Genomic DNA, 24,303 nt, shown 5'->3' on the forward strand with positions numbered 1-24,303 from the left:
GCGCAGGCCGCCGCCCCGTTCCGTGCCCGGAGAAAGACGCGCCCGGAACCCGCGCCGCCGCACGCAGCGGCCGGAGCGGACCCGCCCGGGCGCGGGCAGTACGGTCAACGGCAGCGCAGCCACCGAGGGACACGTCAAGCAGGGGAGTGCCATGAGTCAAGACACGTACCGCCGGGTCGTGCTGAAACTGTCCGGTGAGGCCTTCGGCGGCGGCGCCGTCGGCGTCGACCCCGATGTCGTGCAAGCGGTCGCGCGCCAGATCGCGGCCGGTGTCGCCGCGGGCGTCCAGGTGGCCATCGTCGTCGGCGGCGGCAACTTCTTCCGCGGGGCCGAACTCCAGCGCCGCGGCATGGACCGCGCCCGCGCCGACTACATGGGCATGCTCGGCACCGTCATGAACTGCCTCGCCCTCCAGGACTTCCTGGAGAAGGAGGGCGTCTCCACCCGCGTCCAGACCGCCATCGCCATGGCCCAGGTCGCCGAGGCCTACCTGCCGCTGCGCGCCATCCGCCACCTCGAGAAGGGCCGCGTCGTCATCTTCGGCGCCGGCGCGGGCATGCCCTACTTCTCCACCGACACCGTCGCCGCCCAGCGCGCCCTCGAGATCGGCGCCCAGGAGGTCCTGGTCAGCAAGAACGGCGTCGACGCGGTCTACACCGCCGACCCCAAGGCGGACCCCGACGCGCAGCGCCTCGACGACATCACCTTCGACGAGGCCCTCAAGCGCGAGCTGATGATCCTCGACCAGGCCGCGTTCGCCCTCTGCAAGGACAACGCCCTGCCCATGCGCGTCTTCGGCGCCGAAGGCGACGGCAACCTCCGCCGCGCCATCGTCGGCGAGAAGATCGGCACCTTCGTCCACGCCGCCGAGGACTGACCCGCCCGGACGGCGGCCGCGAGAACGGCCGCGTCCGAAGACCTCCACGCCACCTAGCCACGCCGCCGGGACGGTACGGTCAGAAGTGCTGTCAGGCCGCGAGAGAATGTGAGAAAGCCGTGATTGACGACACCCTCCTCGAAGCCGAGGAGAAGATGGAGCGGGCCATCGAGCACGCCAAGGAGGAGTTCGCCGCGATCCGCACCGGCCGCGCCTCCTCCGCCATGTTCAACCGGATCACCATCGACTACTACGGCTCGCCGACCGCCATCCCCCAGGTCGCGTCCGTCGCGATCCCCGAGCCCCGCATGGTCATCATCAAGCCCTTCGACGCCTCCCAGATGAAGCAGATCGAAGACGCGATCCGCAACTCGAACCTCGGCGTCAACCCCTCCAACGAGGGCACCCAGCTGCGCCTGAACCTGCCTCCCATGACCGAGGAGCGCCGCCGCGAGATGATCAAGGTGGCCAAGACCAAGGGCGAGGACGCCAAGATCGCCATCCGCAACGTCCGCCGCAAGGCCAAGGACGAGATCGGCAAGTTCGTCAAGGACGGCGAGGTCTCCGAGGACGAGGGCCGCTCGGGCGAGAAGGAGCTCGACGACCTCACCGGCCGCTTCACGGCCAACGTGGACGAGCTCGTGAGCTCCAAAGAGTCCGAGCTGCTCGAAATCTGATGAGCGCCCTTCCCGACGGTTCGCCCGGCCGTCGCCCGCACCCGTCGCCGGACGGGCGAGGGCCCGGCGCCGCCGAGACCGACCCCGACGACCGCAAGGCCAAAGCCGGTCGCAACCTGCCCGTCGCCATCGGCGCCGGGCTCGGCATGGCCGCGGTCGTCCTGGCCTCGCTGCTGATCTGGCCGACCGCATTCCTCGGCGTCGCCGTCATCGCCGTCGCCGTCGCCTGCTGGGAGACCGGCACGGCGATGCGCAAGGGCGGCCGGAACGTCCCCGTGATCCCGCTGGCCGCCGCCGGCGCGCTCATCGTGGTCCTCGCCTGGTTCGGCGGGGCCACCGGCCTCCTGCTCGGCACCGCAGTCGGCGTCGCCGCCCTGTTCGTGTGGCGCCTCTCCGAGGGCGCCACCGGCTACCGCACCGACACCGCCGCCGCCGCGCTCCTGCTCGTCCAGGTCCCGTTCCTGGCCGGGTTCATCATGCTGCTGGCGAACGCCGACAACGACTCGGCGCGCTGGATCGACGGCGCCGCCGCGCAGGTCATCATCGCGCTGTTCACCGTCGTCTGCTCCGACACGGGCGGCTACACCGCCGGCGTCCTGTTCGGCCGCCACCAGATGACCCCGCGCATCAGCCCCAAGAAGTCCTGGGAGGGCCTCGGCGGGTCCGTCGTGGCCGCCGCCATAGGCGGTTCGGTCACCCTCCTGGTGTTCTTCGACGTGCCCCTGCTGATGGGCGTGGCGTTCGGCGTGTGCGTGGCACTGGCCGCTACGTTGGGGGACTTGTCGGTCTCGCTGCTGAAGCGGGACCTCGGCATCAAGGACATGAGTAATCTCATTCCCGGCCACGGCGGGGTCATGGACCGGCTCGACTCGATCCTCATGGTCGCCCCCGTGGCTTACGTGTGGTTCCGTTACCTGCTCGGGTGATGTGTCCTGATTGGTGTATCCGGTGAAGGAGGGCCCGGGGTGAATTCCATGATCCGGGGTTGGCGGGTTCCGGTCCTGTCATGCGAGACTAGGTCGTGACATGTCTGTAGCACTCACGTTGACCGAACCGCGCCCCCGCAAGGCCGCGCCGCGACACCTCGCCGACCTCGACCTGGCCGGGTGCCAGTCCGTTCTCTCCGAGATCGGGCAGCCCGCCTTCCGCGCCAAGCAGCTGCGCCAGCAGTACTTCGGCCGCCACGTCGGCGACGCGTCCCTCATGACCGACCTGCCCGCCGCCGCGCGCGCGTCCATCGGCGAGGCGCTGCTCCCGCAGCTGCTGGCGCCGGTCCGCGTCGACTCGTGCGACGACGGCCAGACGCTCAAGGCCGTGTGGCGCCTGTACGACGGCGCGCTCGTCGAGAGCGTCATCATGGCCTACCCGGACCGGGTGACCGCGTGCGTGTCCTCCCAGGCCGGGTGCGGCATGGCCTGCCCGTTCTGCGCCACCGGCCAGGGCGGCCTCGACCGCAACCTCACGACTGCCGAGATCGTCGACCAGGTCGTCGCCGCCGCGCGGATCGCCGAGGAGAACGGCCTCGGGCGGCTCTCGAACATCGTGTTCATGGGTATGGGCGAGCCGCTCGCGAACTGGGCCCGCCTCAAGAGCGCCCTGCACCTCATCACCAAGCCCGTGCCCGACGGCATCGGCATCTCGGCCCGGAACGTCACCGTCTCCACGGTCGGGCTCGTGCCCACCATCAAGAAGCTCGCGGAGGAGGGCCTGCCGGTGCGCCTGGCGGTCTCGCTCCACGCGCCCGACGACGAGCTGCGCGACGAGCTCGTCCCGATCAACACCCGCTGGAAGGTCGCCGAAGTGCTCGACGCGGCCTGGGAGTACGCTCGGGTGACGAAACGTCGTGTTTCGATCGAGTACGCGATGATCAGGGACGTCAACGACCAGCCTTGGCGGGCGGACCTCCTCGGGAAGCTCCTCGCGGGCAAACTCGTGCACGTCAACCTGATTCCATTGAACCCGACTCCGGGAAGCCGCTGGGACGCCAGTCCCAAGCCGGTCGAGGCGGAGTTCGTACGGCGGCTGCGGGCCGCGGGTGTGTCCACGACGGTGCGCGATACGCGCGGCCAAGAGATCGACGGCGCCTGCGGGCAGCTGGCCGCTTCGGTCCGGGAGGCCGGCACGCCCGGCCAAGCCGGCGCGAAGCCGCTCGGCGCCACCGGCGCCGAGGATTAGGCGGAGAAGGGTGGCTTGGTAGTGGCGAGTCATGGTGACCGGTTCCGGCGCCGGGCGTTGAGCCGGGGCTACAAGGTCGACGAGGTCGACGCGTTCCTCGACCGCGTCGAGGCGACCCTCGCCGGGGAGCCGGTGGGCAGCCCCGTCTCGGCCGACGAGGTCGACGACGTCGTCTTCAGGGTCCGCTTCGGCGGCTACGACGAGTGGCAGGTGGACGTCTACCTCGACCGGGTCGCACGCCAGCTCGCCGAACTCGAGGAGCGCGGCGTCCTCGGCACCGCCCCCGCCCCCGACTACGGGAAGGCCGAGGTCGCTTCGGCCCCCGCCCCGCCGATGCAGGCGGCACCCGGGTCGCGACGCGCCCCCGAACCCCAGGCCACGCAGGTCATCCCCGCTGCGACGCAAGCGATCCCCGCACACGAGGTGATGGCCGCCCGCGAGATGGCGCCCCCGCCTCCCGCCCCCGAACCGGTCGGCCGCGGACGCGGCGCCGCGCGCGGCCCGGCTCCCGTCCCCGACAATGAGGGCTTCGGCGACCTGCGCGGCGGTGACGACGAAGGCTTCGGCTTCCTTGCCGGTCCCCCCGGCGACGACTATGACGACCCGTTCGCGAAGCGCGGTGGCAACCAGGACTTCGGCCGCGGCGGCCAGGACTTCGGTCCCGGCCAGGGCGATTTCGGCCGCGGCGGCCAAGGCGACTTCGGTCCGCCGCCCCGCGACGACTTCAGCCAGGACTTCGGTCCCGGCCAGGGCGACTTCGGCGGCCGGGGTGCCAACGGCAGCAACGGCTTCGGCCCGCGCGGCGGCGCCCCCGAACCGGCCTTCGGCAACGAGTACGGCGCTCCCGCACCCGAACCGGCGTTCGGCAACGAGTACGGGGCCCCTCGCGGTCCCGAGCCGGTCCGCAACGACTTCGCGCCGCCCACGCAGGCGGTGCCCCGCGCCGGGATGCCGATGCACGACGGCCCGCAGGCCGGTCCGATCCCGCACGGCGCCACCGAGCAGCTGCCGCTCCAGTCCGACCCGCGCCGAGGCGGCTTCGGCCCCAACGACGTCCCGGGCGGACCGTTCGGCCAGAACGACGGCTACGGCCCCGGCGACGGCGGCGGCGGCGGTTTTGGCCAGCAGGGCGCTCCCAACGATGCGCCCGGCGGCTACGGCCAGAACGAGGGCGTCTACGGGCAGGGCCGCCGGTCCGCCCCCGACCCCGCCCCCGGGTTCGGCGCGGCCTACAACGACGACGAGTTCAGCGACACCGGGAGCCGCCGCGGCATGCCGCAGCAGCCCCCGATGCAGCAGCCGCCCATGCAGGGCGGCCACCAGGGCCCGCCGTCCGGCGCGATGCCCCGGGCCGACCGCTACGGCCAGCCCGAACCCGAGCCGATGCCGCCCGCGGCACCGACCCAGGCGATCCCGCAGAACCTCGTGAACGGCATGGGCCAGAACCCGATGGGCCGCCCCGAGCCGCAGCAGGCCGACCCGTACGGCGCCGCCCCGCGCGGCCGCGACTACGGGCAGCCGCAGGGCGGTTTCGGCCAGCCCGAGGACACCGGCTACGGCCGCCGCGCGGCCGCACCGAGCCCGCCCATGCAGCAGCAGGGCTTCGACCGCGGCCCGCAGCACGAGCCGACGGGCGGCTTCGGCGGCCCCGCCGGACCGCCTCCGGGCCCCGCCGACGGCGGATTCGTGCCGCCCGCGCCGCCGCCGGTCGACCCGAGCGGGTTCGGCCAGCAGCAGGGCGCCCCGCGCGGCGCCGCCACGCCGCCGGACTTCGGCCGCCGCAACCCGTACGAGGGCCGCGGCGCGTTCGAGGCCCCCGGCCGCCACGGCCGCGAGGAGATGACGACCGAGATGCGGGCGTCCGACTCCCCGTTCACCCCGGACGACGTGCAGCGCCTCGAGCAGATGCGCCGGGCCTTCCAGCCGCGCCGCTTCGGCTCCGGCTACGACCCCAGCCAGGTGGACCAGATGTTCGACGCGGTCTCCGCGGCGATGACCGGGCGCAACCCGGTCCCGCTTTCGGACCGCGAGCTCGACACGAGCCAGTTCTCCCTGGTCCAGGGCGGGTACTTCGAGGCCGAAGTGGACTCGGCGCTGCGCGAGGTGCGCGAGATGTTCGCCCGCCGCGGCATGATGCATTAAGACGAGCGAAAGGGGCGGGTCCGCGATGGCGGACCCGCCCCTTCGACGTTCGGTGCCGGAGCCGCACGGCTCCGGGCGGGGGCCTAGCGCAGGCCGGTCTTGCGCATCCAGGCGTCGGTGACGATGACGGCCAGGAGCACCACGACGGTGATGCCGATGAAGACGTCCTCGATCCAGCCCTGGTGGTTGCCGAACAGGTACGCCAGGTTGATGACGATGGCGACGCTCAGCGCGGTGTACAGGGCCTTGCGGCTGGTGGGCTTGCGCTGCGCGGGCGAGAGCACCTGCTCTTCTGCGGCCATGTGGCTTCCTCCGACCTATTCGTGGTTCAGGCACAGTCTCGCACGCCACAAGGACGAACGTCCCAGCCCCGCCGGAGCTGTGACTTGTAGAGTTGAGGCGTCGTCGTCCTCCTGTCCGGAAGGGTCACTGTGCGAATCACCGGTACTGGCCACGCCAGCATGTTCATCGAGACCGCCGCGGGGTCGATCCTGTGCGATCCCTGGGTGAACCCCGCCTACTTCGCCTCCTGGTTCCCCTTCCCCGACAACTCGCAGCTCGACTGGGACACGCTCGGCCAGGCCGACTACCTGTACGTCTCGCACCTGCACCGCGACCACTTCGACGAGGAGAACCTCTCGGAGCACATCAGCAAGGACACGACGGTCCTGCTGCCCGAGTACCCGACCTCCGAGCTCGAGAACGAGCTGCGGGCCCTGGGCTTCCACAAGTTCATCAAGACCGTCTCCGAGGAGATCGTGGAGCTCCCCGGCGGCGTCAAGGTCATGATCCAGGCGCTCACGAGCCCCACGGACGGCCCGATCGGCGACTCGTCGCTGTGGGTCGAGGACGCCGACGGCACCCGCATGCTCAACCAGAACGACGCGCGCCCCACGGACATGAGCGTGTTCCTGCAGCACGGCAAGATCCACGCCCACCTGCTGCAGTTCTCGGGCGCGATCTGGTTCCCGATGGTCTACGAGCTGCCCGACAACGCCAAGCGCGCCTTCGGGAAGCAGAAGCGCGAGCGCGGCTTCGACCGCTCGCTGCGCTACATCGACGACGTTATGGGCGACTGGGTCTTCCCGATCGCGGGCCCGCCCTGCTTCCTCGACGACTCGCTGTACCAGTTCAACGACGTGTTCGGCGACGAGGGCAACATCTTCCCCGACCAGATGGCCTATGTGGACTGGCTGGAGGAGCAGGGGCGCAAGCAGAACATCATCCTGCTGCCCGGTTCCGTGGCCGAGGTCAGCGCCGACGGCTCGGCTTCCGTGGTGCACCCCGTCGAGGACCTGCGGGAGTGGTTCGACAACAAGAAGCAGCACCTCGACGAGTACAAGGAGCGGATGCAGCCGCGCCTCGAAGCGGAGAAGGCCTCCTGGTCCCACCCGGAGATCGACGTCCTCGAGACCCTGCGCGAGCGCATCGAGCCGCTGATGGTCTCGGCCGAGCACATCGCCACCGGCATCGGCGGCCCCGTCCGCTTCGACCTCACCGCACCGGACTCGGACCAGGTGGTCGAATCGATCGTGTTCGACTTCCTCGAGCGCAAGATCTACCCCGACGACGGCGCGAAGGTCCGCTACCGCTTCCGCACCGAGCGGCGCCTCATCGAGCACCTGCTGCACATCCGCGAGGTCGACTGGGTCAACTCGCTGTTCCTCTCGTGCCGCTTCACGGCCGCGCGCATCGGCCAGTACAACGAGTACGTGTACGCGTTCTTCAAGTGCCTCTCCGAGGAGCGCCTGCAGTACGCCGAGGGCTGGTACGCCGAGCAGCGCCCCGACGACGAGGACATCACGGTGCAGGGCTGGCAGTTCCAGCGCCGCTGCCCGCACCTCAAGGCCGACCTGTCGGTGTTCGGCAAGGTCGAGGACGGGGTCCTGACCTGCCAGATGCACGGCTGGAAGTGGAACCTCAAGTCCGGCAAGTGCATGACGAGCGTCGGGCACGACATCCGAAGCGCTCGCGCTGAGGATGAGTGAGCAGAGCCGTTCCTGCCCTGCCGAAGGGGCCGTCTCCTAATCGATCGGAGAGGCCCGGACCGCAAGGGTCCGGGCCTTTCGCGTCTCAGCCGTCGATGCCGAAGTCGCGCATCATGGCCATGATCTGGGTCTTGTAGAACTCGTCGATGTTGTCCCGCACGGGCAGGTTCCCGAAGGCCTCCATGACGACCAGGCCGAAGACCCGCACCCAGGCCGAGGTGAACGTGAACACCCACGAGAGCGGGATCGGCTCGCCGACGATGAACCCGGCGCACTTCTCGGTGAGCTCGGCCTTGAGCTCGTCGGAGATGTCGGGCAGTTCAAGGGGCCCGGCGGCCTGGATCGCGCCGCTCTCGGTGAGGCGGTAGAACGCCGCCATCTCGCGCCCGCACAGCTGCGAGTGCTCCATGGACTTCTGGAGCACCGGGTCGGCCACCTCCAGGACCCCGTTCTCGATGCGGCCGCCGACGGACATGGCGTTGTGGTCCTCGGGGAAGGAGATCATGAGCTCGAACTCGCGGCGGTTGCCCACCGCCCAGTCGCGGAAGGCCCACACCCAGGCCTTCATCCGTTCGAGGTGGGCCTCTGGCGGCGATGCGTCCATCGCCTTGCGGGTTTCGGCGATAAGTTCGTCGTAGAGGTCGCAGCACAGCTCCATCAGGAGCGCGTCGAGGCTGTCGAAGTAGCGGTAGAGCGCTGCAGCCGTGACGCCGACGTCCCGGGCGATGGCCCGCAGGGAGATGCCGCTGGGGCCGTGCTGGAGCAGTTGGCTCCTGGCGCTCGCCTTGATCTCGGCGATCGTCTCGGCGCGCATCCGTTCGCGACGGGACGGGCTTCCCGCGGTGTTCGAAGTCACTGCTCTCCTCAGGCTACAACTTAGTTAACGGTGTTGACTCGACTATGGGCGTTTATTAAAGTGAACACCGTTAGCTAACTAATCAACGCTCACCATCCTACCGCCGGACGCCCCTCGTGCACCAGCGGTCAATGCCTCACCTTTTTGGAGAAGCACATGTACTCCCTGCTAGGCAGAGCGGTCATCAAGGCCCGCTGGTTCGTAGTCGCCGGGATCGCGGCCGTGTTCGCGATCGGCGCGACCTGGGGTCTCGGCGTGTTCGACGAGTTCACCGACGGAGGATACGTCTCCCAGGACTCCCGGTCCGTCACCGACGCCGAGGCGATCGAGGAGGAGTTCGGCTCCACCGGCGCCGACGTGGTGGTCCTGTACGAGTCCGACGCGCTCACCGTGGACGACCCGGCCTTCGCCGAAGCCGTCCAGGGAGCCGTCGCCGACATCGACGCGATCGCCGAGGTCGAGAGCGTCACCTCCTACTACGACACGCAGCTGCCCGCGTTCGTCTCCGAGGACGGGCACGCGACCTACGCGGCCGTCTCGCTCGCGGGCGCCTCCGACGAGGCGCTGGCCGAGGTCTACGAGACGATCGAGGACGATCTGCGGGACGCGGGGGACACCGGCGACCTCACGGTCTCGCTCGGCGGCGGAGCCGCGATCTTCGCCGACCTCAACGAGCAGGTGCAGCACGACCTGGAGATCGCCGAGATGATCTCGATGCCGCTCCTGCTGCTCATCATGATCGTGGTCTTCGGCGCCCTCGTGGCCGCCTCGCTGCCGCTGCTCATCGGCGGCATGTCGATCCTCGGCGGCTTCGCGATCACCCGCGTCATCACCGAGTTCACCGACGTCTCGGTCTTCGCGGCCAACGTCATCACCATCATCGGCCTCGGCATGTCGATCGACTACTCGCTCTTCGTCCTGCGCCGGTTCCGTGAAGAGCTCGCCGCCGGGCGCGACAAGCGCAGCGCCGTCCTGAACACCGTCGCGACCGCCGGGCGCACCGTCATGGTCTCGGGCGTCATCATCGTCCTGTCGATGGGCGGCCTGCTCCTGGTCGAGGTGCCGTTCCTGCACGGCATCGCGTACGGCGTCATGTCGGCCGTCGGCGTCGCGATGCTCTCGGCGCTGGTGGCCCTGCCCGCGCTCCTGTACCTGCTCGGCCACCGCGTCGACAACGGCCGGCTGCCTTGGCGCAAGCACAAGGAGCCCAAGACCGACACCGGGTTCTGGCACGGCCTCGCGGCCGGCGTGATGCGCCGCCCGGTGCTGGTGCTGCTGCCGGTCCTGGCGTTCATGGCGCTGCTCGCCAGCCCGATCCTGGGCGTCCAGTTCGGCGGCGTCGACGAGCGCGACATGCCGAAGGACGCCGAGTCCCGCGTCGTCACCGAGACGATCGCCGCCGACTTCCCGGGCGGGGACGAGGAACGGTTCCAGGTCATGGTCACCGGTGGCCAAGAAGCGGCCGCCGAAGCCACTGAGGCACTGCTGGACCTCGACAACGTCGACGACGTCGTGCCCGCCGCCCAGCCGACCTCCGACGCGTTCCTGTTCGACGTCCTCTACGACCTCGACCCGTTCAGCGCCGATGCCCGCGCCCTCATCGAGGACGCCCGCGCCATCGACGTGGAGGGCGCCGACCTGTACGTGACCGGCGGCGCCTCCGACCGGGTCGACATGCTCGACGCGATCGGCGACGGCCTGCCCTACATGCTCGGGTACATCGTCATCGTCACCATGATCGTGCTCTTCCTGGCCTTCGGCTCGATCGTGCTGCCGGTCAAGGCCGTCCTGATGAACGCCGTGTCGCTCGGTGCGGCCCTGGGCATCGTGGTGTGGATCTTCCAGGAGGGCCACCTGTCCGGCCCGTTGGGCTTCACGCCCTCGGGCTTCATCGACCCGTCGAACCTGCTGCTCATGATCGCGCTGCTCTTCGCCCTCGCCACCGACTACGAGGTCTTCCTGCTCTCGCGGGTGCGCGAGGAGTGGGACAAGGGCGCGGACAACCGCACGGCGGTGCTGCGCGGCATGCAGTCCACCGGCTCGATCATCACCGCCGCGGCGCTGATCCTCATCGTGGTGGTGGGCGCGTTCGCCTTCAGCGGCATCACGTTCATGAAGATGATCGGCCTGGGCATGGCGATCGCGATCTTCCTGGACGCGACCGTGGTGCGGATGCTGCTCGTGCCCGCCACGATGCGCCTGCTGGGCCGCGCCAACTGGTGGGTCCCGGGTCCGCTCGGCAAGCTGTACTCCAAGTACGGCATCAAGGAGAGCGACGACTCGGTTGCCCCCGTTGAGAAGCGGCCGCACGCGCACGTCTGATTCCGAACCATCCACTAGGGAACCCACGGCCCGTCCGGCTTTCGCCGGGCGGGCCGACTTCTGTTGCAGGAGTTGCGAAAGTACTTTACGGGAACGTTCCCACTCCGCGGCCTGAAAGATATCCAGGAATTTAAGTTGAAGCATTGACAAGAGGCAAGCGGTTGCATAGCCTGATGTGATCTAGGAGCCAACCCCCTCCGAAAGGTCCCAAAACCTTATGACCGACAACGATGTCGCTGTGGTGCGCCCGAAGCAGCGCAGCTCGGGAGCACCCCCCGGGCCCGCCGTTTCCGCACCCCCGCCGAGCCCCGAACGGGCCCGCCGGAGGACCGGCACGTCCATCCGCTCCCGCGAGCGGTGGGCCGCGCTGGGATTCCTCTCGCCCTGGCTGATCGGCCTCCTGGCCATCACCATCGGGCCCATGATCGCCTCGTTCTACCTCTCGTTCACCGACTACAGCCTCGGCTACGGCGAATGGGTCGGCGGTGAGAACTACGCGCGCATGCTCGACGACCCGCGCCTGGCCAACGCCATCAAGGTCACCGCCGTCTACACCTTCGTGTCGGTGCCCCTCCAGCTCGCCGCCGCGCTCCTCCTCGCGATCGTCCTCGACCGCGGCCTTCGCGGCATGGCGTTCTACCGCTCGATCTTCTACCTGCCCTCGCTGCTCGGCGGCTCCGTCGCCATCGCGATCATGTGGCGCCAGGTCTTCGGCACCGAAGGCCTCGTCAACCAGGTCCTCGCCATCTTCGGCATCCAGGGCGAAGGCTGGGTCTCCCACCCCGACTACGCCCTCGGCACCCTGATCATCCTGCACGTGTGGACCTTCGGCTCACCGATGATCATCTTCCTCGCGGGCCTGCGGCAGATCCCGACCATGTACTACGAGGCCGCCAAGATCGACGGCGCCGGCGTCCTGCAGCGGTTCAAGAGCGTCACCCTGCCGCTCCTGACCCCCATCATCTTCTTCAACCTCATCCTGCAGATCATCAACTCGTTCCAGTCCTTCACGCAGGCGTTCATCATCTCCAGCGGCAAGGGCGGCCCGGCCGACTCCACGATGTTCCTCACGCTGTACCTCTACGACCAGGGCTTCACCCAGTTCGACATGGGGTACGCCTCGGCCATCGCCTGGCTCCTGCTGGCCATCATCGCGATCTTCACCGCGCTCAACTTCCTGATGTCGAAATTCTGGGTGTTCTATGGCGACAATGACTGAGACTCCGACCCCCGCGCCGCCCCGGCCGCGCGCCAAGCAGGGCACCGCCACCGTCGGGCTCAAGCGCTTCGTCTTCCACCTGGTGCTCATCGCCGCCTCGATGGTCATGATCTACCCGCTGCTGTGGATGCTCTCGGCCAGCCTCAAGCCGCTCGACGAGATCTTCGCCGACCCCGGTCTGATACCCACGACCTGGGAGTGGGGCAACTACGCCGAGGGCTGGACCACCCTGTCGAGTCCGTTCGAGAAGTACATCTGGAACTCCACGCTCATCGTCGCCGGATCGATCCTCGGCAACCTGGTGTCCTGCTCCATGGCCGCCTACGCCTTCGCGCGGCTGCGGTTCCCCATGCGCGGCATGCTCTTCGCGATCATGCTCGGCACCATCATGCTGCCGATCCACGTGGTGATCATCCCGCAGTACATCCTGTTCAACAACCTCGGCTGGGTCGACACCTTCTGGCCCCTCATCGTGCCGAAGCTCCTGGCGACCGACGCGTTCTTCGTCTTCCTCATGGTCCAGTTCATCCGCGGCCTCCCCAAGGAACTCGACGAGGCCGCCGCGATCGACGGCTGCGGCTACTGGGGCACCTACTTCCGCGTCATCATGCCCCTGTGCATGCCCGCGCTGGCCACCACCGCGATCTTCACGTTCATCTGGACCTGGAACGACTTCTACTCGCAGCTGATCTACCTGAACGACCCCGACCTCCACACCGTGCCGCTCGCTCTGCGGATGTTCATGGACTCGACGGGCACCACCAACTGGGGTGCGCTCTTCGCGATGTCTATTGTGGCTCTTGGCCCGATCTTCGGGTTCTTCCTCGCCGGCCAGCGCTACCTCGTCCGGGGTATCGCCACCACCGGCATCAAGTAAACCGGCAACCAACCCTCACAAAGTCCTGAAAGGACACTGACGATGAAGTCAACCAACCCCTCGGGCGTGTCTCGGAGAACGCTCGCCAAGGCCGGGATCTTCGGCGCCGCCACCGCACCCCTCCTCGCGGCCTGCGGCAACGGCGGCGGCGGAGCCGAAAAGGGCGACGGCGAACTGGACTTCTGGTGGTGGGGCTCCGACCCCCGCCACGAGTACACCCAGAAGATCGTCGACGCCTTCCTCGCCAAGAACGACGGCATCACGATCAAGCCCAGCCCCAACGAGTTCGACTCCTACTGGGACGCCCTCAACGTCGCGGTCTCGGGCAACAACGCGCCGGACGTCCTCCAGCAGGACGAGCGCTACCTGCGCGATTACGCCGACAAGAACGCCCTCCTGGCGATCGAGGACCTCGACATCGACACGTCGAAGATCGACGCGGGGACGCTCGCCACCGGCCAGTTCGACGGCAAGACCTACGGCATCCCCACCGGCGTCAACGCGCTGGCGCTCCTCGTCAACCCGGCCCTCGTCGCGGAGGCGGGCGTCGCCATGCCCGACGACAAGACGTGGACCTGGGCCGACTTCATGCAGTTCACCACCGACATCTCCGCGTCGGGCAAGGCGATCGGCAACTCGGCCATCACGTTCCCGAACGAGTCGCTGTTCAACGTCTTCGCCCGCCAGCGCGGCGAGTCGCTCTACACCGACGACGGCAAGCTCGGCTTCACCGAGCCGACCATGAACGCCTGGTGGCAGATGGTCCTCGACATGCGCGACTCCGGGGCCATCCCGGACGCCAGCTCGATCGTCGAGTCGTTCGCGGCGGGCCAGGACCAGGCCCCGCTCGCGACCGGCGCCGGCGCCACCGAGTTCTACTGGACGAACCAGATCGGCGCGCTCCAGAAGGTGCTTGGCTCCGACCTGGTGCTGCTGCGCGTCCCCGGCGAGTCCGAGGGCACCCAGCCGGGCCTGTACCTGAAGTCGGCCATGTACTGGTCGGTCTCGCGCACGGTCTCCGACAAGGCGGCCGCGAGCAAGCTCGTGGACTTCCTGCTCAACAGCGACGAGTCGCTCGACCTCATGCTCGGCGACCGGGGCCTGCCCTCGAACACCGCGCAGCGCGAGCGCATCCTGCCGATGCTCCCGCCGGACCAGAAGCTCGGCGCCGACTACATCGCCGCGCTCACCCCGGACCTGGGCGAGGGCCCGGTCGTGCCGCCGATCGGCTCGGGCACCGCCGCCGACATCATGGTCGGCGTGTTCGAGACGCTGATCTTCGACGACACCTCGGTGGAGGACTCCACCAAGGCGTTCATGGAGCAGCTGAGCGCGGAAATCGGCGCCTAGAGTGAGTTGACAGTCACTCTGAGCGAGTTACAATAAAGGTCGAAGGGCGAACCCGCAAGAGTCCGCCCTTCCTCCTTGCCCGGAGTCTCCCGCGGAGCGGCCGGGGCGAAAAGCGACACCCTGTGACAACCCGTCCGTGACGGAAGTCGATTGTCGCCCGCCCCGACCGCTCCGTATCATTGGTAGGATGACCAGCCAGTTCGTGCTCACGCTCTCGTGCCCCGACCGCCTCGGCATCGTGTACGCCGTCTCGGGTTTCCTCACCCGCCGCGACGCCAACATCGAGGACTCCCAGCAGTTCTCCGAGCACGCGTCGGGACGCTTCTTCATGCGCGTCGAGTTCAACACCGCGTCGCAGCGCGACGAGCTGGCCGTGGGCTTCGCCGACATCGCCCGCGAGTTCGACATGGACTGGCAGCTCCACGACCGCGCCGTCAAGCGCCGCGTCCTCATCATGGCCTCCAAGCAGGGCCACTGCCTCAACGACCTGCTCTACCGCTTCCGCATCGGCGCCCTCCACGGCGAAGCGGCCGCCGTCGTCTCCAACCACCCCGACTGGGCCGACCTCGCCGCCTCCTCGGGCGTGCCCTTCCACTACCTGCCCGTAGGCCCCGCGGGCAAGGCCGCGCAGGAGCAGCAGATCCTCGACCTCATCGAGGAAGAGCGCATCGACACCGTCGTGCTCGCCCGCTACATGCAGATCCTCTCCTCCGACTTCTGCGCGAAGCTCCCGGGCAAGATCCTCAACATCCACCACTCGTTCCTGCCGAGCTTCAAGGGCGCCAAGCCCTACCACCAGGCCCACGCCCGCGGCGTCAAGCTCATCGGCGCGACCTGCCACTACGTCACCGCCGACCTCGACGAAGGCCCCATCATCGACCAGGAGGTCGCCCGCGTCGACCACGCCCACAGCCCCGACGAGCTGGTGGCCGCCGGACGCGACCTCGAATCGACCTGCCTCGCCCGCGGCCTGGCCGCCCACCTGGACGACCGCGTCATCATCAACGGCACCAAGACCGTCGTATTCCGGTAGCGCATAATGGCGCGCGTGACTGACCAACGCGAGATCGTGCTCCTGGGGTCCACGGGCTCCATCGGCACGCAGGCCATCGACATCGTCCGCGCCAACCGCGACCGCTTCCGCGTCGTCGGCATCGGCGCCGGCGGCGCCAACCCGGCCCTCCTGGCAGAGCAGGCCATCGAACTGGAAGTCGACGTCGTCGCGGTCGCCGACGCCACCGCGCTCGAAGCCGTCCAACTGCGCCTGTTCGCGGCCGCGACCAAGCAGGGCTGGACTTCGGGCGACGCCCGCATGCCGAAGCTCATCGCGGGCCGCGGCGCCATGACCGAACTCGCCACCTGGCCCTGCGACACCGTCCTGAACGGCATCAACGGCTCCATCGGGCTCGAACCGACCCTCGCCGCGCTCAAAGCGGGACGCCAAGTGGCCCTTGCCAACAAGGAGTCCCTCGTCGCGGGCGGCCCGCTCGTGCAGGAGGTCGCCAAGCCCGGCCAGCTCGTACCGGTCGACTCCGAGCATTCCGCGCTGGCCCAGTGCCTGCGCTCGGGTTCGATGGAGCGCGTCGCGAAGCTCGTGCTCACCGCCTCCGGCGGCCCGTTCCGCGGCAGGACCCGCGCCGAGCTCGCCGAGGTCACCGTCGACCAGGCGCTCGCGCACCCGACCTGGGCCATGGGCCCGGTCGTCACGATCAACTCCGCGACCATGGTCAACAAGGCCCTCGAAGTGATCGAGGCGCACGAGCTCTTCGGCGTCCCCTACGACGACATCCAGGTGGTCGTGCACCCGCAGTCGGTGATCCACTCGATGGTCGAGTTCACCGACGGCTCGACGATCGCCCAGGCCTCCCCGCCCGACATGCGCCTGCCGATCGGCCACGCGCTCGCCTGGCCCGACCGCCTGCCCGGTGCCGCGAAGCCCGTCGACTGGAGCAAGGCCGCCGACTGGCACTTCGAGCCGCTCGACGAGACGGCCTTCCCGGCCGTCGGCCTCGCCAAGGACGCCGGCCGCGCCGGCGGCCTCATGCCCGCTGTCTACAACGCCGCCAACGAGGAAGCCGTCTCGGCCTTCCGCGACGGGCGGCTCCCGTTCCTCGGCATCGTCGACACCGTCGAAGCCGTCCTCGCCGCCGCACCGAAGTTCGAGCGACCTTCCAGTGTCGCAGACGTACTCGAAGCGGAGAAGTGGGCGCGCGCGTGCGCCCGACGGCTAGTGTTGGACGCGTCCGAGCGTTAGAAGGAGACCGACTTGCTGGCCTACATCACCGGGATCGTCCTGTTCGCGTTGGCGATCCTCATCTCCGTGAGCCTGCACGAATTCGGCCACATGCTCACCGCCAAGGGCTTCGGCATGAAGGTCACCCGCTACTTCGTGGGCTTCGGCCCCACCCTGTGGTCGTTCCGCAAGGGCGAGACGGAGTACGGCGTCAAGGGCATCCCGCTCGGCGGCTTCGTCAAGATCGTCGGGATGACCCCGCTCGAAGAGGACGAGGAAGAACTCGACGAGGCGGACAAGAAGCGGGTCTTCTGGCGAAAGCCCCTGTGGCAGCGCACGATCGTGCTCGCCGCCGGTTCGGTCACGCACTTCATCATCGGCTTCGTGGCCCTCTGGATTCTGGTCTCCTTCGCCGGCGTCGTGGCCAACCCGGCCTACGCCGAGCAGGTCACCGCCTCCGAGGAGAACGCCCGCGTCTCGGTCGCCCCGTGCGTCGAGGCGACCGACAGCGCCGCCCCCGCCGGGGACTGCGCCGAAGGCCAGATCGAGGGCCCGGCCTACGCCGCCGGGATCGAGGACGGCGACGAGATCACCTCCGTCAACGGCACCGCCGTCACCGACTGGGAGTCGCTGGTCGCCACGGTCACTGAGCTGACCCCGGACGAGCCGGTCGCAGTCACCGTGGACAGCGACGGCACCGAGAGGACCGTCGAGGTCACCCCGTACGCCGCCACCGCCGAGACTGAAGACGGCAAGACCACCACGGTCGCTCGCCTCGGCGTCTTCGTGTACACCGACCCGGCGATCGCGCCGACTGTCGCTGTCGGCCCCATCGACGGCATCGGCGAGACCCTGACCACCACCGGCGACATGTTCAAGGAGACGTTCATCGCCTTGGGCCAGCTGCCCTCGAAGATCCCGCCGCTGTGGGACGCGATCATGGGCGAAGAGCGCAGCGCCGACTCGCCCGTCTCGGTCGTGGGCGCCTCGCGCCTGGGCGGCGAGATGGTCCAGTACGACCAGTGGGCGATGTTCTTCATGCTCCTGGTGGTCCTCAACTACTTCATCGGCATCTTCAACCTGCTGCCGCTCCTGCCGATGGACGGCGGGCACATCGCCATCGCCTGGTTCGAGAAGGCCCGCTCGTGGGTCGCGGCAAAGCGAGGAAAGGTCGATCCGGGGCGTGTCGACTACATGAAACTCATGCCGCTGACCTACGCTGTGATCGTCCTCCTGGGCGGCTTCATGCTGCTGACGATCACGGCTGACATCGTCAACCCGATCACTATCTTCAACTAACCCGCGAATCAAGGTGGAAACTAGCCACATGACCGCAGTGAACCTCGGTATCCCCACCAAGCGCCACGACCACGACATCGAGCCGCTCGCCCCGCGCCGCAAGACGCGCCAGCTCAACGTCGGCGGCGTGCTCGTGGGCGGCGGCGCGCCCATCAGCGTCCAGTCGATGACCACCACCCGGACCTCGGACATCGGCGCGACGCTGCAGCAGATCGCCGAGCTCACCGCCACCGGCTGCAACATCGTGCGCGTCGCGTGTCCCACCCAGGACGACGCCGACGCGCTCAAGATCATCGCGAAGCAGTCGCAGATCCCGGTCATCGCCGACATCCACTTCCAGCCGAAGTACGTGTTCGCCGCGATCGACGCCGGGTGCGCCGCCGTGCGCGTCAACCCCGGCAACATCAAGCAGTTCGACGACCGCGTCGGGGAGATCGCCAAGGCCGCCAAGGACGCCGGGACGCCGATCCGCATCGGCGTGAACGCCGGTTCGCTCGACAAGCGCCTGCTCAAGAAGTACGGCAAGGCCACCCCGGAAGCGCTGGTCGAGTCCGCGCTGTGGGAGGCCTCGCTGTTCGAGGAGCACGACTTCCGCGACATCAAGATCTCGGTCAAGCACAACGACCCGGTCGTCATGATCAAGGCCTACCGACTCCTGTCGCAGCAGTGCGAGTACCCGCTGCACCTGGGCGTCACCGAGGCCGGGCCCGCCTTCCAGGGCACGATCAAGTCGGCCGCCGCGTTCGGCGCGCTGCTCGCCGAGGGCATCGGCGACACCATCCGCGTCTCCCTCTCGGCTCCTCCCGTGGAGGAGGTCAAGGTCGGCAACCAGATCCTGGAGTCGATGGGCCTGAAGGAACGCGGCCTGGAGATCGTCTCGTGTCCGTCGTGCGGCCGCGCCCAGGTGGACGTGTACACGCTCGCTGAGCAGGTCACGGCCGGACTCGAGGGCCTGCCCGTGCCGCTGCGCGTGGCCGTGATGGGCTGCGTCGTGAACGGCCCCGGCGAGGCCCGCGAAGCCGACCTCGGTGTGGCCAGCGGTAACGGCAAGGGCCAGATCTTCGTCAAGGGCGAGGTCATCCGCACCGTGCCGGAGTCGCAGATCGTGGAGACGCTCATCGAAGAGGCCATCAAGCTGGCCGAGGCCATGGGCGCCGACCTTCCCGACGAGCTCAAAGACCTCGCCGGTCCGGTCGTCTCGGTCCACTAGCGGAACTGTCGGATCGCTGACTCCGCGGTCGGCGATCCTTCTCTACGCTGGTGTATAGCGCCTGCTGAGGCCGTCCTCGAATCCGACATTGCGCTCATCTTGTGCGAAATTCCACAAAGATGACTCCAGGGGATTCCGCCGAAGCGCCGTCCGGTGCCGCGCATAATGACTTCCGTGCGTGTCATACGCAGCCCGCAGGCTGCGTCCGCGAAAGGGGAGCGACCGGCATGGGGAAGTTCGAGCGACAGATTTCCGAGGGCGTCACCAAGTACTACTGGTACCCCGGCGAGAAGATCGACTGGATCAGGGGCGCTCTGACCGTCCTCGGCGGCGGCCTCCTGTTCTTCCTGATCTACGTGGTCACCAAGAACAGCCTCCTCGCCGCGGTCATCGCGGGCACCGCCGTCCAAGCGGTCGTCGGCGCCTACCTGGGCCGCCGCGACGCCGCGGGCCTCTCGGAGTTCCACGACCCCGCGACCGAGCGCCGCGAAGCGGTCGTCGACGGCACCCGCGCCGCCTGGCGCGGCACGCTGCAGGGCCTGCTGTGCGCCGGTTCGGCGATGCTCGTGCTCAACATGCCGCACTCGGGGTTCCTCGCCGACTGGGTGCTGCCGTTCGTCCCCTCGATCATCGGCGCGCTCGCCCACTCGGGCGGGATGCTCTGGGAGCGGCTGGCCCAAGAGGTCAGCACCGCCGACATGGAAGCGGCCGCCGAGGCCGACGTGGAGGAGCCCACCAAGGAGCTCGAAGCCGCGTAACCGCTTTGCCAAGGCCCGCAGCCGGATCGGCTGCGGGCTTTCGCGCGCGCGGGGGAGGGGCGTGGTGAGCCGACGCGGGGCGACTGCACGCCGCCCGGGTTGGACAGGCGGGGCGCTCGACCACCGGAGGTGTCGTACACCGCGCGCCCGGCCGGAGCCGGGCCGCGGAACTCCGGAGGGAGCCGCGCCCCGCGCCGGCTCGGTAGGAAAAGCCTCGCGGGGTCCCGGACAGTCCCGCTCCGAACTGGTCGGACACGGGCGCGCCGGTGCTCCCAGAATGCTGCCTGGCGCCCGCGAACGCAAGAGGTTTTCGCACGCGGCGGGCCGATTTCTGGGCGTCGTCTCCGTAACGGACCACTACCGTGGCGCCCGGCCGCGCCCGCCGCCCAAGTTAGGCTTGGCGGATGGAAACCCGTCCCGCGCTGCGCCCAGGCAGGCAGAGTCCCCGCAGGAGCGTCCCCGACGCCATCGAACGCCCCGAGTACGTCGGCAAGCCCGCGCCCTCCCCGTTCACCGGTTCGGAAGTGAAGGACGCCGAGACGGTCGAGCGGATGCGCGTCGCCGGGCGCATCGCCGCCGACGCCCTCGAGACCGTAGGCAAGGCCGTCGCGCCCGGCATCACCACCGACGAGCTCGACCGGATCGTCCACGAGTACCTGTGCGACCTCGGCGCCTACCCTTCGACGCTCGGCTACCGCGAGTACCCGAAGTCCTGCTGCACCTCGCTGAACGAGGTCATCTGCCACGGCATCCCCGACTCCACGGTGGTGCAGGACGGCGACATCGTCAACATCGACATCACCGCGTTCATCGGCGGCGTGCACGGCGACTGCAACGCCACCTTCCTCGCGGGGGACGTCTCGCAGGAGGCCCGCGACCTCGTCGAGCGCACCTGGACGGCTACGTGGCGCGGCATCAAGGCCGTCAAGCCCGGCCGCCAGCTCAACGTCGTCGGCAAGGTCATCGAGGCCTACGCCAACCGCTTCGGCTACGGCGTGGTCCGCCAGTTCACCGGCCACGGCATCGGCACCGCGTTCCACTCCGGACTCTATGTGCCGCACTACGACAACCCCGACCTCGACGTCGAGATCGAGGCCGGCATGACCTTCACGATCGAGCCGATGATCAACCTCGGCACCGCCGCGCACGAGATGTGGGACGACGGCTGGACCGCCGTCACCCGCGACCGCAAGTGGACCGCCCAGTTCGAGCACACGCTGCTCGTCACCGACGACGGCTTCGAGATCCTCACGATGCCCACCAGCGGCATCCCGGCGGGCACCCCCGAGCACAAACGCTGAGTGGCAGCAGGTTTCTACCCTGAGCGGGGCGGCGCCGGTCAGTGAGATGCCGATGTCTCCGAGGGGTTGAGCCGGTGCCGCCTCCGACAGACAACCCAAGGGCCCCAGTCTTGGCGAAGCTTGCGAGCCATAAATTGGCGCAGGATTCGCTCTGGGGCCCTTCGGTTTCCTTGGAGTGTTACGTCAAGCGCCGCTCGCTGGGCAGCCTCGCCTTCGTGAAGACGAGCGCCCCGACCGCGGCGAGGACCGGCACGGCCACCAGCATGATCGCGAAGCTCACCCACGGCAGCTCCCACCCGTACAGGGTCTGGAACGGGTACTGGTTCGTCAGCGGCCGGTTGAGCGCCGCGCGGATGAGCGCGTACCCGATCAGACCCGCGAACGTGCCCATGATCGTGCCGAACATGGCGATCATGACCGTCTGCCACATCGCGAACCGCTTGCGCAGGCCCGGTTCGGCACCGACCGCCCCGAGTGTCGTCATGTCCTTCTTCTGCTCGGCGATGATGAGCCCGGTGGACACCGCCGTCGACCCGAGGGTGATCAGCGCGCACAGCCCGGCCACGACCAGCAGCATGTAGAGCGTGCCCCGGTCCGAGTAGTCGGCCACGTCGAAGTCGGCCGAGACCGCGTCGTCCGCCAGCTCGACGCGCATGTCGGCCGCGATCGTCTCGCGCAGCGGCCCGTCGATCGGGGTGGACGTCTGGATCAGGTAGCGCTGGCTCCAGGTCGACATGGTCTCCATGCCCGCCAGCTCGGCCGCGGCCGGACTGAACAGGACCCTGGTGTAGCCCAAGGCGTCCTTGTCGACCGCCATGGCGGGAATTTCGACCTCGAAGGTCAGGGGCTCCTTCTCGGGACCCTCCTCGACCATCTCGGTGAGCTGCAGCTCGAACACGACGGTGCCCGCATCGGTCACCGCCCACGGGTCCGAGACGAGGACGCCGCCGTCCTCCAGGACCGCCACGGCCTTGTCGAGTTCAGCGCCTTCGAGCCCGGTGTAGGTCGCGACGACCGCGGGATCGGTGGTCGAAGGTACGTCGTACAGGCCGTATCCGTAGGCGGCCCAGACCTCGTCGCAACGCGGGTCTTCACGGGCCTCTTCCACGGCCGCCGCGATCTGCTCCTCGGTCGGGGCCTCCGCCTCGGGCGCGAGCTCCCAGTAGGAGCAGACGTTCTCGTCGGGCCGGACCATCTGGACGTAGCAGTAGGAATCGGCGTCCGCCGGGAGCTCGTCCGGCCGACCGCAGTCCGCGGACTCGCCCACGGTCTGCACCGGGATCAGTTCGAGGTCGTCCAGGTGCGGCTCCAGCCGCTCCCGGGCCTCCGCAAGCCCGGTGTCCCACGCGGGCTCCGAGAGCGGCTCCCCGGTCTCGGGGTCGAAGTCGTCGCTCTGGTTGTAGAGGACCAGCGACGCAGTGCCTTCGGGCAGCACCCGCTCCTGGTCGTGCTCCTGGCGCACGTTGTCGGCGGCGACGGTCAGTGTGAACGCCATGCCGCCTGCGACGACGCCGAGGACGGCGGCGATCGCGGGGGCGGCCGAGCCGCGGTTGCGGCCCGCTTCGCGCAGCGCCATGCGCGGCGCGAGCGGCATCCACCGGCCGAGCCTCGCAGTGAGCGACAGCAGCGCAGGAGTGCAGGCCACCAAACCGAGTTGCAGCAGGACGATCGCGCCCGCCATGAGCGGCATGTTCCAGATCGAGATGCCCGCGAAGCCCGCGACGAGCCCGCCCGCCACCATGACCAGGCCGATGATGAGCCAGATCTTCGAGCTCTTGCGGCCCGGCGTGCGACCCATGAGGGCCGCGACCACGTTGATGCGCGAGGCGCTGATCGCGGCGGCGAGCGCCGAGAGCAGACCGGTGCCGACCGCGGCGAGCACGAGCACGCCCTGGAGCCACGGCAGCACCTGCAGGCCCGGGGTGCGGTACCCGACCAGCTGCTCCAGCAGCGGCCTCCCGACCGCGACCAGCCCGATGCCGAGGGCGGCGGCGGCGAACGCCGCGAGGAGCCCGAACAGGATGCCGCCCGCGAGCACGACCCTGCGGATCTGGGCGGGCGTCGCGCCGTTGGCGCTCATGAGCGCGAACTCGCGGGTGCGCCGCTTCGCGCTGATCGCGAACGCGGGCCCCGCCAGCAGGACGACCTCCATAATCACCGTCACCACGATGAGCGCGTAGATCGTGAACGTGAACTCGTCCATCGGGTCCGAGTAGGACGTGCCGTCAGGGGTCGTCGGCGGCACGTCGAACAGCGAGGAGGCCCAGACCGTCAGCCCGACCTCGTTGAGCCGCAGCGCGTCCTCGTGCGTGATCTCCTCAGGCGTGTCGACCAGCCAGCCCATGGTCGAGTCGGGGAAGAACGAGGCGACCGCGAACTTGTCGTTGATGCCCCAGGGAACCTCGATGATCCCGCTGACCTCGTGCTCCTCACCGGACAGACCGGCGACGAACGTGACCGTGTCGCCCACGCCCACATCCAGGTACGAGGCCGCGTCCTCGCTGAGGACCACCTCGTCGCGGATCGGCGCGCCCCCGTCGAGGTACGTGAACCCGGCGGCCTCGTAGTTCGGGTCCGTCAGGTCGTAGCCCAGGACGTCGATCTCGCCGATCCCGTTCGGGGTCTCGACCTCCGCCTGCTCCTCGCCGCCGTTCCAGAAGCCGTACGGGGTGATCCGGGAGCCGACGGGGAGGGCGTTCAGCACCTCCATGCCAGTGAGCCCGGTGGGCTCCTTGCCGTTGTCCCAGTCCGTGTCCCACCACGGGTACTGGTCGGTCCAGGTGTTCTGGACCAGCGGCTGGCCCGGATACGCCTCCTCGATGTACGCGTCGTTCCCGCCCACGTACTGGTCGAATCGCTCCTCGTCGCTCAGCGTCACCGTGTCGAACGCGCTGGCGCCGATGGCGACGCCCAGAAGCGGCAGGCCCAGGAGCGTGATCGACAGGGCCGACCGTCCCTTGTAGCGCCAGGCCTCGCGGCGCGCGATCCTGAAAGCGAGTCGTTGGCTCGCCACCAGTCG

Annotated in this window: 18 protein-coding genes and 1 pseudogene; 16 read left to right on the top strand and 3 right to left on the bottom strand. The window is 69.0% G+C overall.

Features of this window, described 5'->3' with window-relative positions; genetic code table 11:
• Positions 1–151: 151 nt before the first annotated feature.
• The 5 genes and pseudogenes from pyrH to ACZ60M_RS02925 form a co-directional block, all read left to right on the top strand.
• A complete protein-coding gene (gene pyrH / locus ACZ60M_RS02905; protein ID WP_465414081.1) occupies positions 152–877 on the top strand; it encodes a UMP kinase in 726 nt (241 codons plus the stop codon).
• A 119-nt stretch (positions 878–996) separates the two neighbouring features.
• Positions 997–1,554, top strand: coding sequence for a ribosome recycling factor (frr, locus tag ACZ60M_RS02910; protein ID WP_465414083.1), 558 nt, complete (start codon positions 997–999; stop codon positions 1,552–1,554).
• Positions 1,554–2,480 (top strand): phosphatidate cytidylyltransferase, encoded by a 927-nt coding sequence (locus tag ACZ60M_RS02915; protein ID WP_465414085.1) that lies wholly within the window; start codon positions 1,554–1,556, stop codon positions 2,478–2,480. Before frr ends, ACZ60M_RS02915 begins: the two co-directional genes overlap by 1 nt.
• Positions 2,481–2,580: 100 nt before the next feature.
• Positions 2,581–3,729, top strand: coding sequence for a dual-specificity RNA methyltransferase RlmN (gene rlmN / locus ACZ60M_RS02920; protein ID WP_465414087.1), 1,149 nt, complete (start codon positions 2,581–2,583; stop codon positions 3,727–3,729).
• Between the two features lie 21 nt (positions 3,730–3,750).
• Positions 3,751–4,077: pseudogene (locus ACZ60M_RS02925) on the top strand (DivIVA domain-containing protein); the annotation flags it as partial.
• A 1,877-nt stretch (positions 4,078–5,954) separates the two neighbouring features.
• Here the strand turns inward: ACZ60M_RS02925 and ACZ60M_RS02930 are convergent.
• The gene (locus ACZ60M_RS02930) at positions 5,955–6,173 is read right to left on the bottom strand and encodes a hypothetical protein (protein ID WP_465414089.1); all 219 of its coding nucleotides are present in this window, start codon (positions 6,171–6,173) and stop codon (positions 5,955–5,957) included.
• A 129-nt stretch (positions 6,174–6,302) separates the two neighbouring features.
• Between ACZ60M_RS02930 and ACZ60M_RS02935 the strand changes: the two genes are divergently transcribed.
• Positions 6,303–7,859: a Rieske 2Fe-2S domain-containing protein gene (locus tag ACZ60M_RS02935; RefSeq protein WP_465414091.1), complete on the top strand. Its 1,557-nt coding sequence runs from the start codon at positions 6,303–6,305 to the stop codon at positions 7,857–7,859.
• An 85-nt stretch (positions 7,860–7,944) separates the two neighbouring features.
• On the opposite strand, the gene ACZ60M_RS02940 is transcribed toward ACZ60M_RS02935, so the two are convergent.
• A complete protein-coding gene (locus ACZ60M_RS02940) occupies positions 7,945–8,715 on the bottom strand; it encodes a TetR/AcrR family transcriptional regulator (RefSeq protein WP_465414093.1) in 771 nt (256 codons plus the stop codon).
• 156 nt (positions 8,716–8,871) lie between these two features.
• On the opposite strand from ACZ60M_RS02940, the gene ACZ60M_RS02945 reads away from it, so the two are divergent.
• The 10 genes from ACZ60M_RS02945 (at position 8,872) to map (ending at position 21,284) form a co-directional block, all read left to right on the top strand.
• Positions 8,872–11,037, top strand: coding sequence for an MMPL family transporter (locus ACZ60M_RS02945; protein ID WP_465414095.1), 2,166 nt, complete (start codon positions 8,872–8,874; stop codon positions 11,035–11,037).
• Positions 11,038–11,254: 217 nt separating this feature from the next.
• A complete protein-coding gene (locus ACZ60M_RS02950; RefSeq protein ID WP_465414097.1) occupies positions 11,255–12,256 on the top strand; it encodes a carbohydrate ABC transporter permease in 1,002 nt (333 codons plus the stop codon).
• Positions 12,240–13,133 (top strand): carbohydrate ABC transporter permease, encoded by an 894-nt coding sequence (locus tag ACZ60M_RS02955; protein ID WP_465414099.1) that lies wholly within the window; start codon positions 12,240–12,242, stop codon positions 13,131–13,133. The genes ACZ60M_RS02950 and ACZ60M_RS02955 overlap by 17 nt, the downstream gene beginning before the upstream one ends.
• Before the next feature lie 42 nt (positions 13,134–13,175).
• Complete coding sequence (locus ACZ60M_RS02960; protein ID WP_465414101.1) at positions 13,176–14,483, top strand: ABC transporter substrate-binding protein; 1,308 nt, start codon at positions 13,176–13,178, stop codon at positions 14,481–14,483.
• 187 nt (positions 14,484–14,670) lie between these two features.
• The gene (purU, locus tag ACZ60M_RS02965; protein WP_465414103.1) at positions 14,671–15,516 is read left to right on the top strand and encodes a formyltetrahydrofolate deformylase; all 846 of its coding nucleotides are present in this window, start codon (positions 14,671–14,673) and stop codon (positions 15,514–15,516) included.
• A gap of 6 nt (positions 15,517–15,522) precedes the next feature.
• Entirely contained in the window at positions 15,523–16,737 is a 1,215-nt protein-coding gene (gene dxr / locus ACZ60M_RS02970; RefSeq protein ID WP_465414104.1) for a 1-deoxy-D-xylulose-5-phosphate reductoisomerase, read from the top strand.
• A gap of 15 nt (positions 16,738–16,752) precedes the next feature.
• Entirely contained in the window at positions 16,753–18,015 is a 1,263-nt protein-coding gene (locus tag ACZ60M_RS02975; RefSeq protein ID WP_465414213.1) for a M50 family metallopeptidase, read from the top strand.
• A 28-nt stretch (positions 18,016–18,043) separates the two neighbouring features.
• On the top strand, positions 18,044–19,225 hold the full coding sequence (gene ispG, locus ACZ60M_RS02980) for a flavodoxin-dependent (E)-4-hydroxy-3-methylbut-2-enyl-diphosphate synthase (RefSeq protein WP_465414106.1): 1,182 nt from the start codon (positions 18,044–18,046) through the stop codon (positions 19,223–19,225).
• 227 nt (positions 19,226–19,452) lie between these two features.
• Positions 19,453–19,983, top strand: coding sequence for a hypothetical protein (locus ACZ60M_RS02985; protein ID WP_465414108.1), 531 nt, complete (start codon positions 19,453–19,455; stop codon positions 19,981–19,983).
• A 404-nt stretch (positions 19,984–20,387) separates the two neighbouring features.
• Complete coding sequence (gene map / locus ACZ60M_RS02990; RefSeq protein WP_465414110.1) at positions 20,388–21,284, top strand: type I methionyl aminopeptidase; 897 nt, start codon at positions 20,388–20,390, stop codon at positions 21,282–21,284.
• A 178-nt stretch (positions 21,285–21,462) separates the two neighbouring features.
• Here the strand turns inward: map and ACZ60M_RS02995 are convergent, their stop codons facing one another.
• Positions 21,463–24,297: an FtsX-like permease family protein gene (locus tag ACZ60M_RS02995; protein WP_465414112.1), complete on the bottom strand. Its 2,835-nt coding sequence runs from the start codon at positions 24,295–24,297 to the stop codon at positions 21,463–21,465.
• Positions 24,298–24,303: the final 6 nt, after the last annotated feature.

It is taken from the genome of Glycomyces sp. NPDC050141, assembly GCF_055586545.1.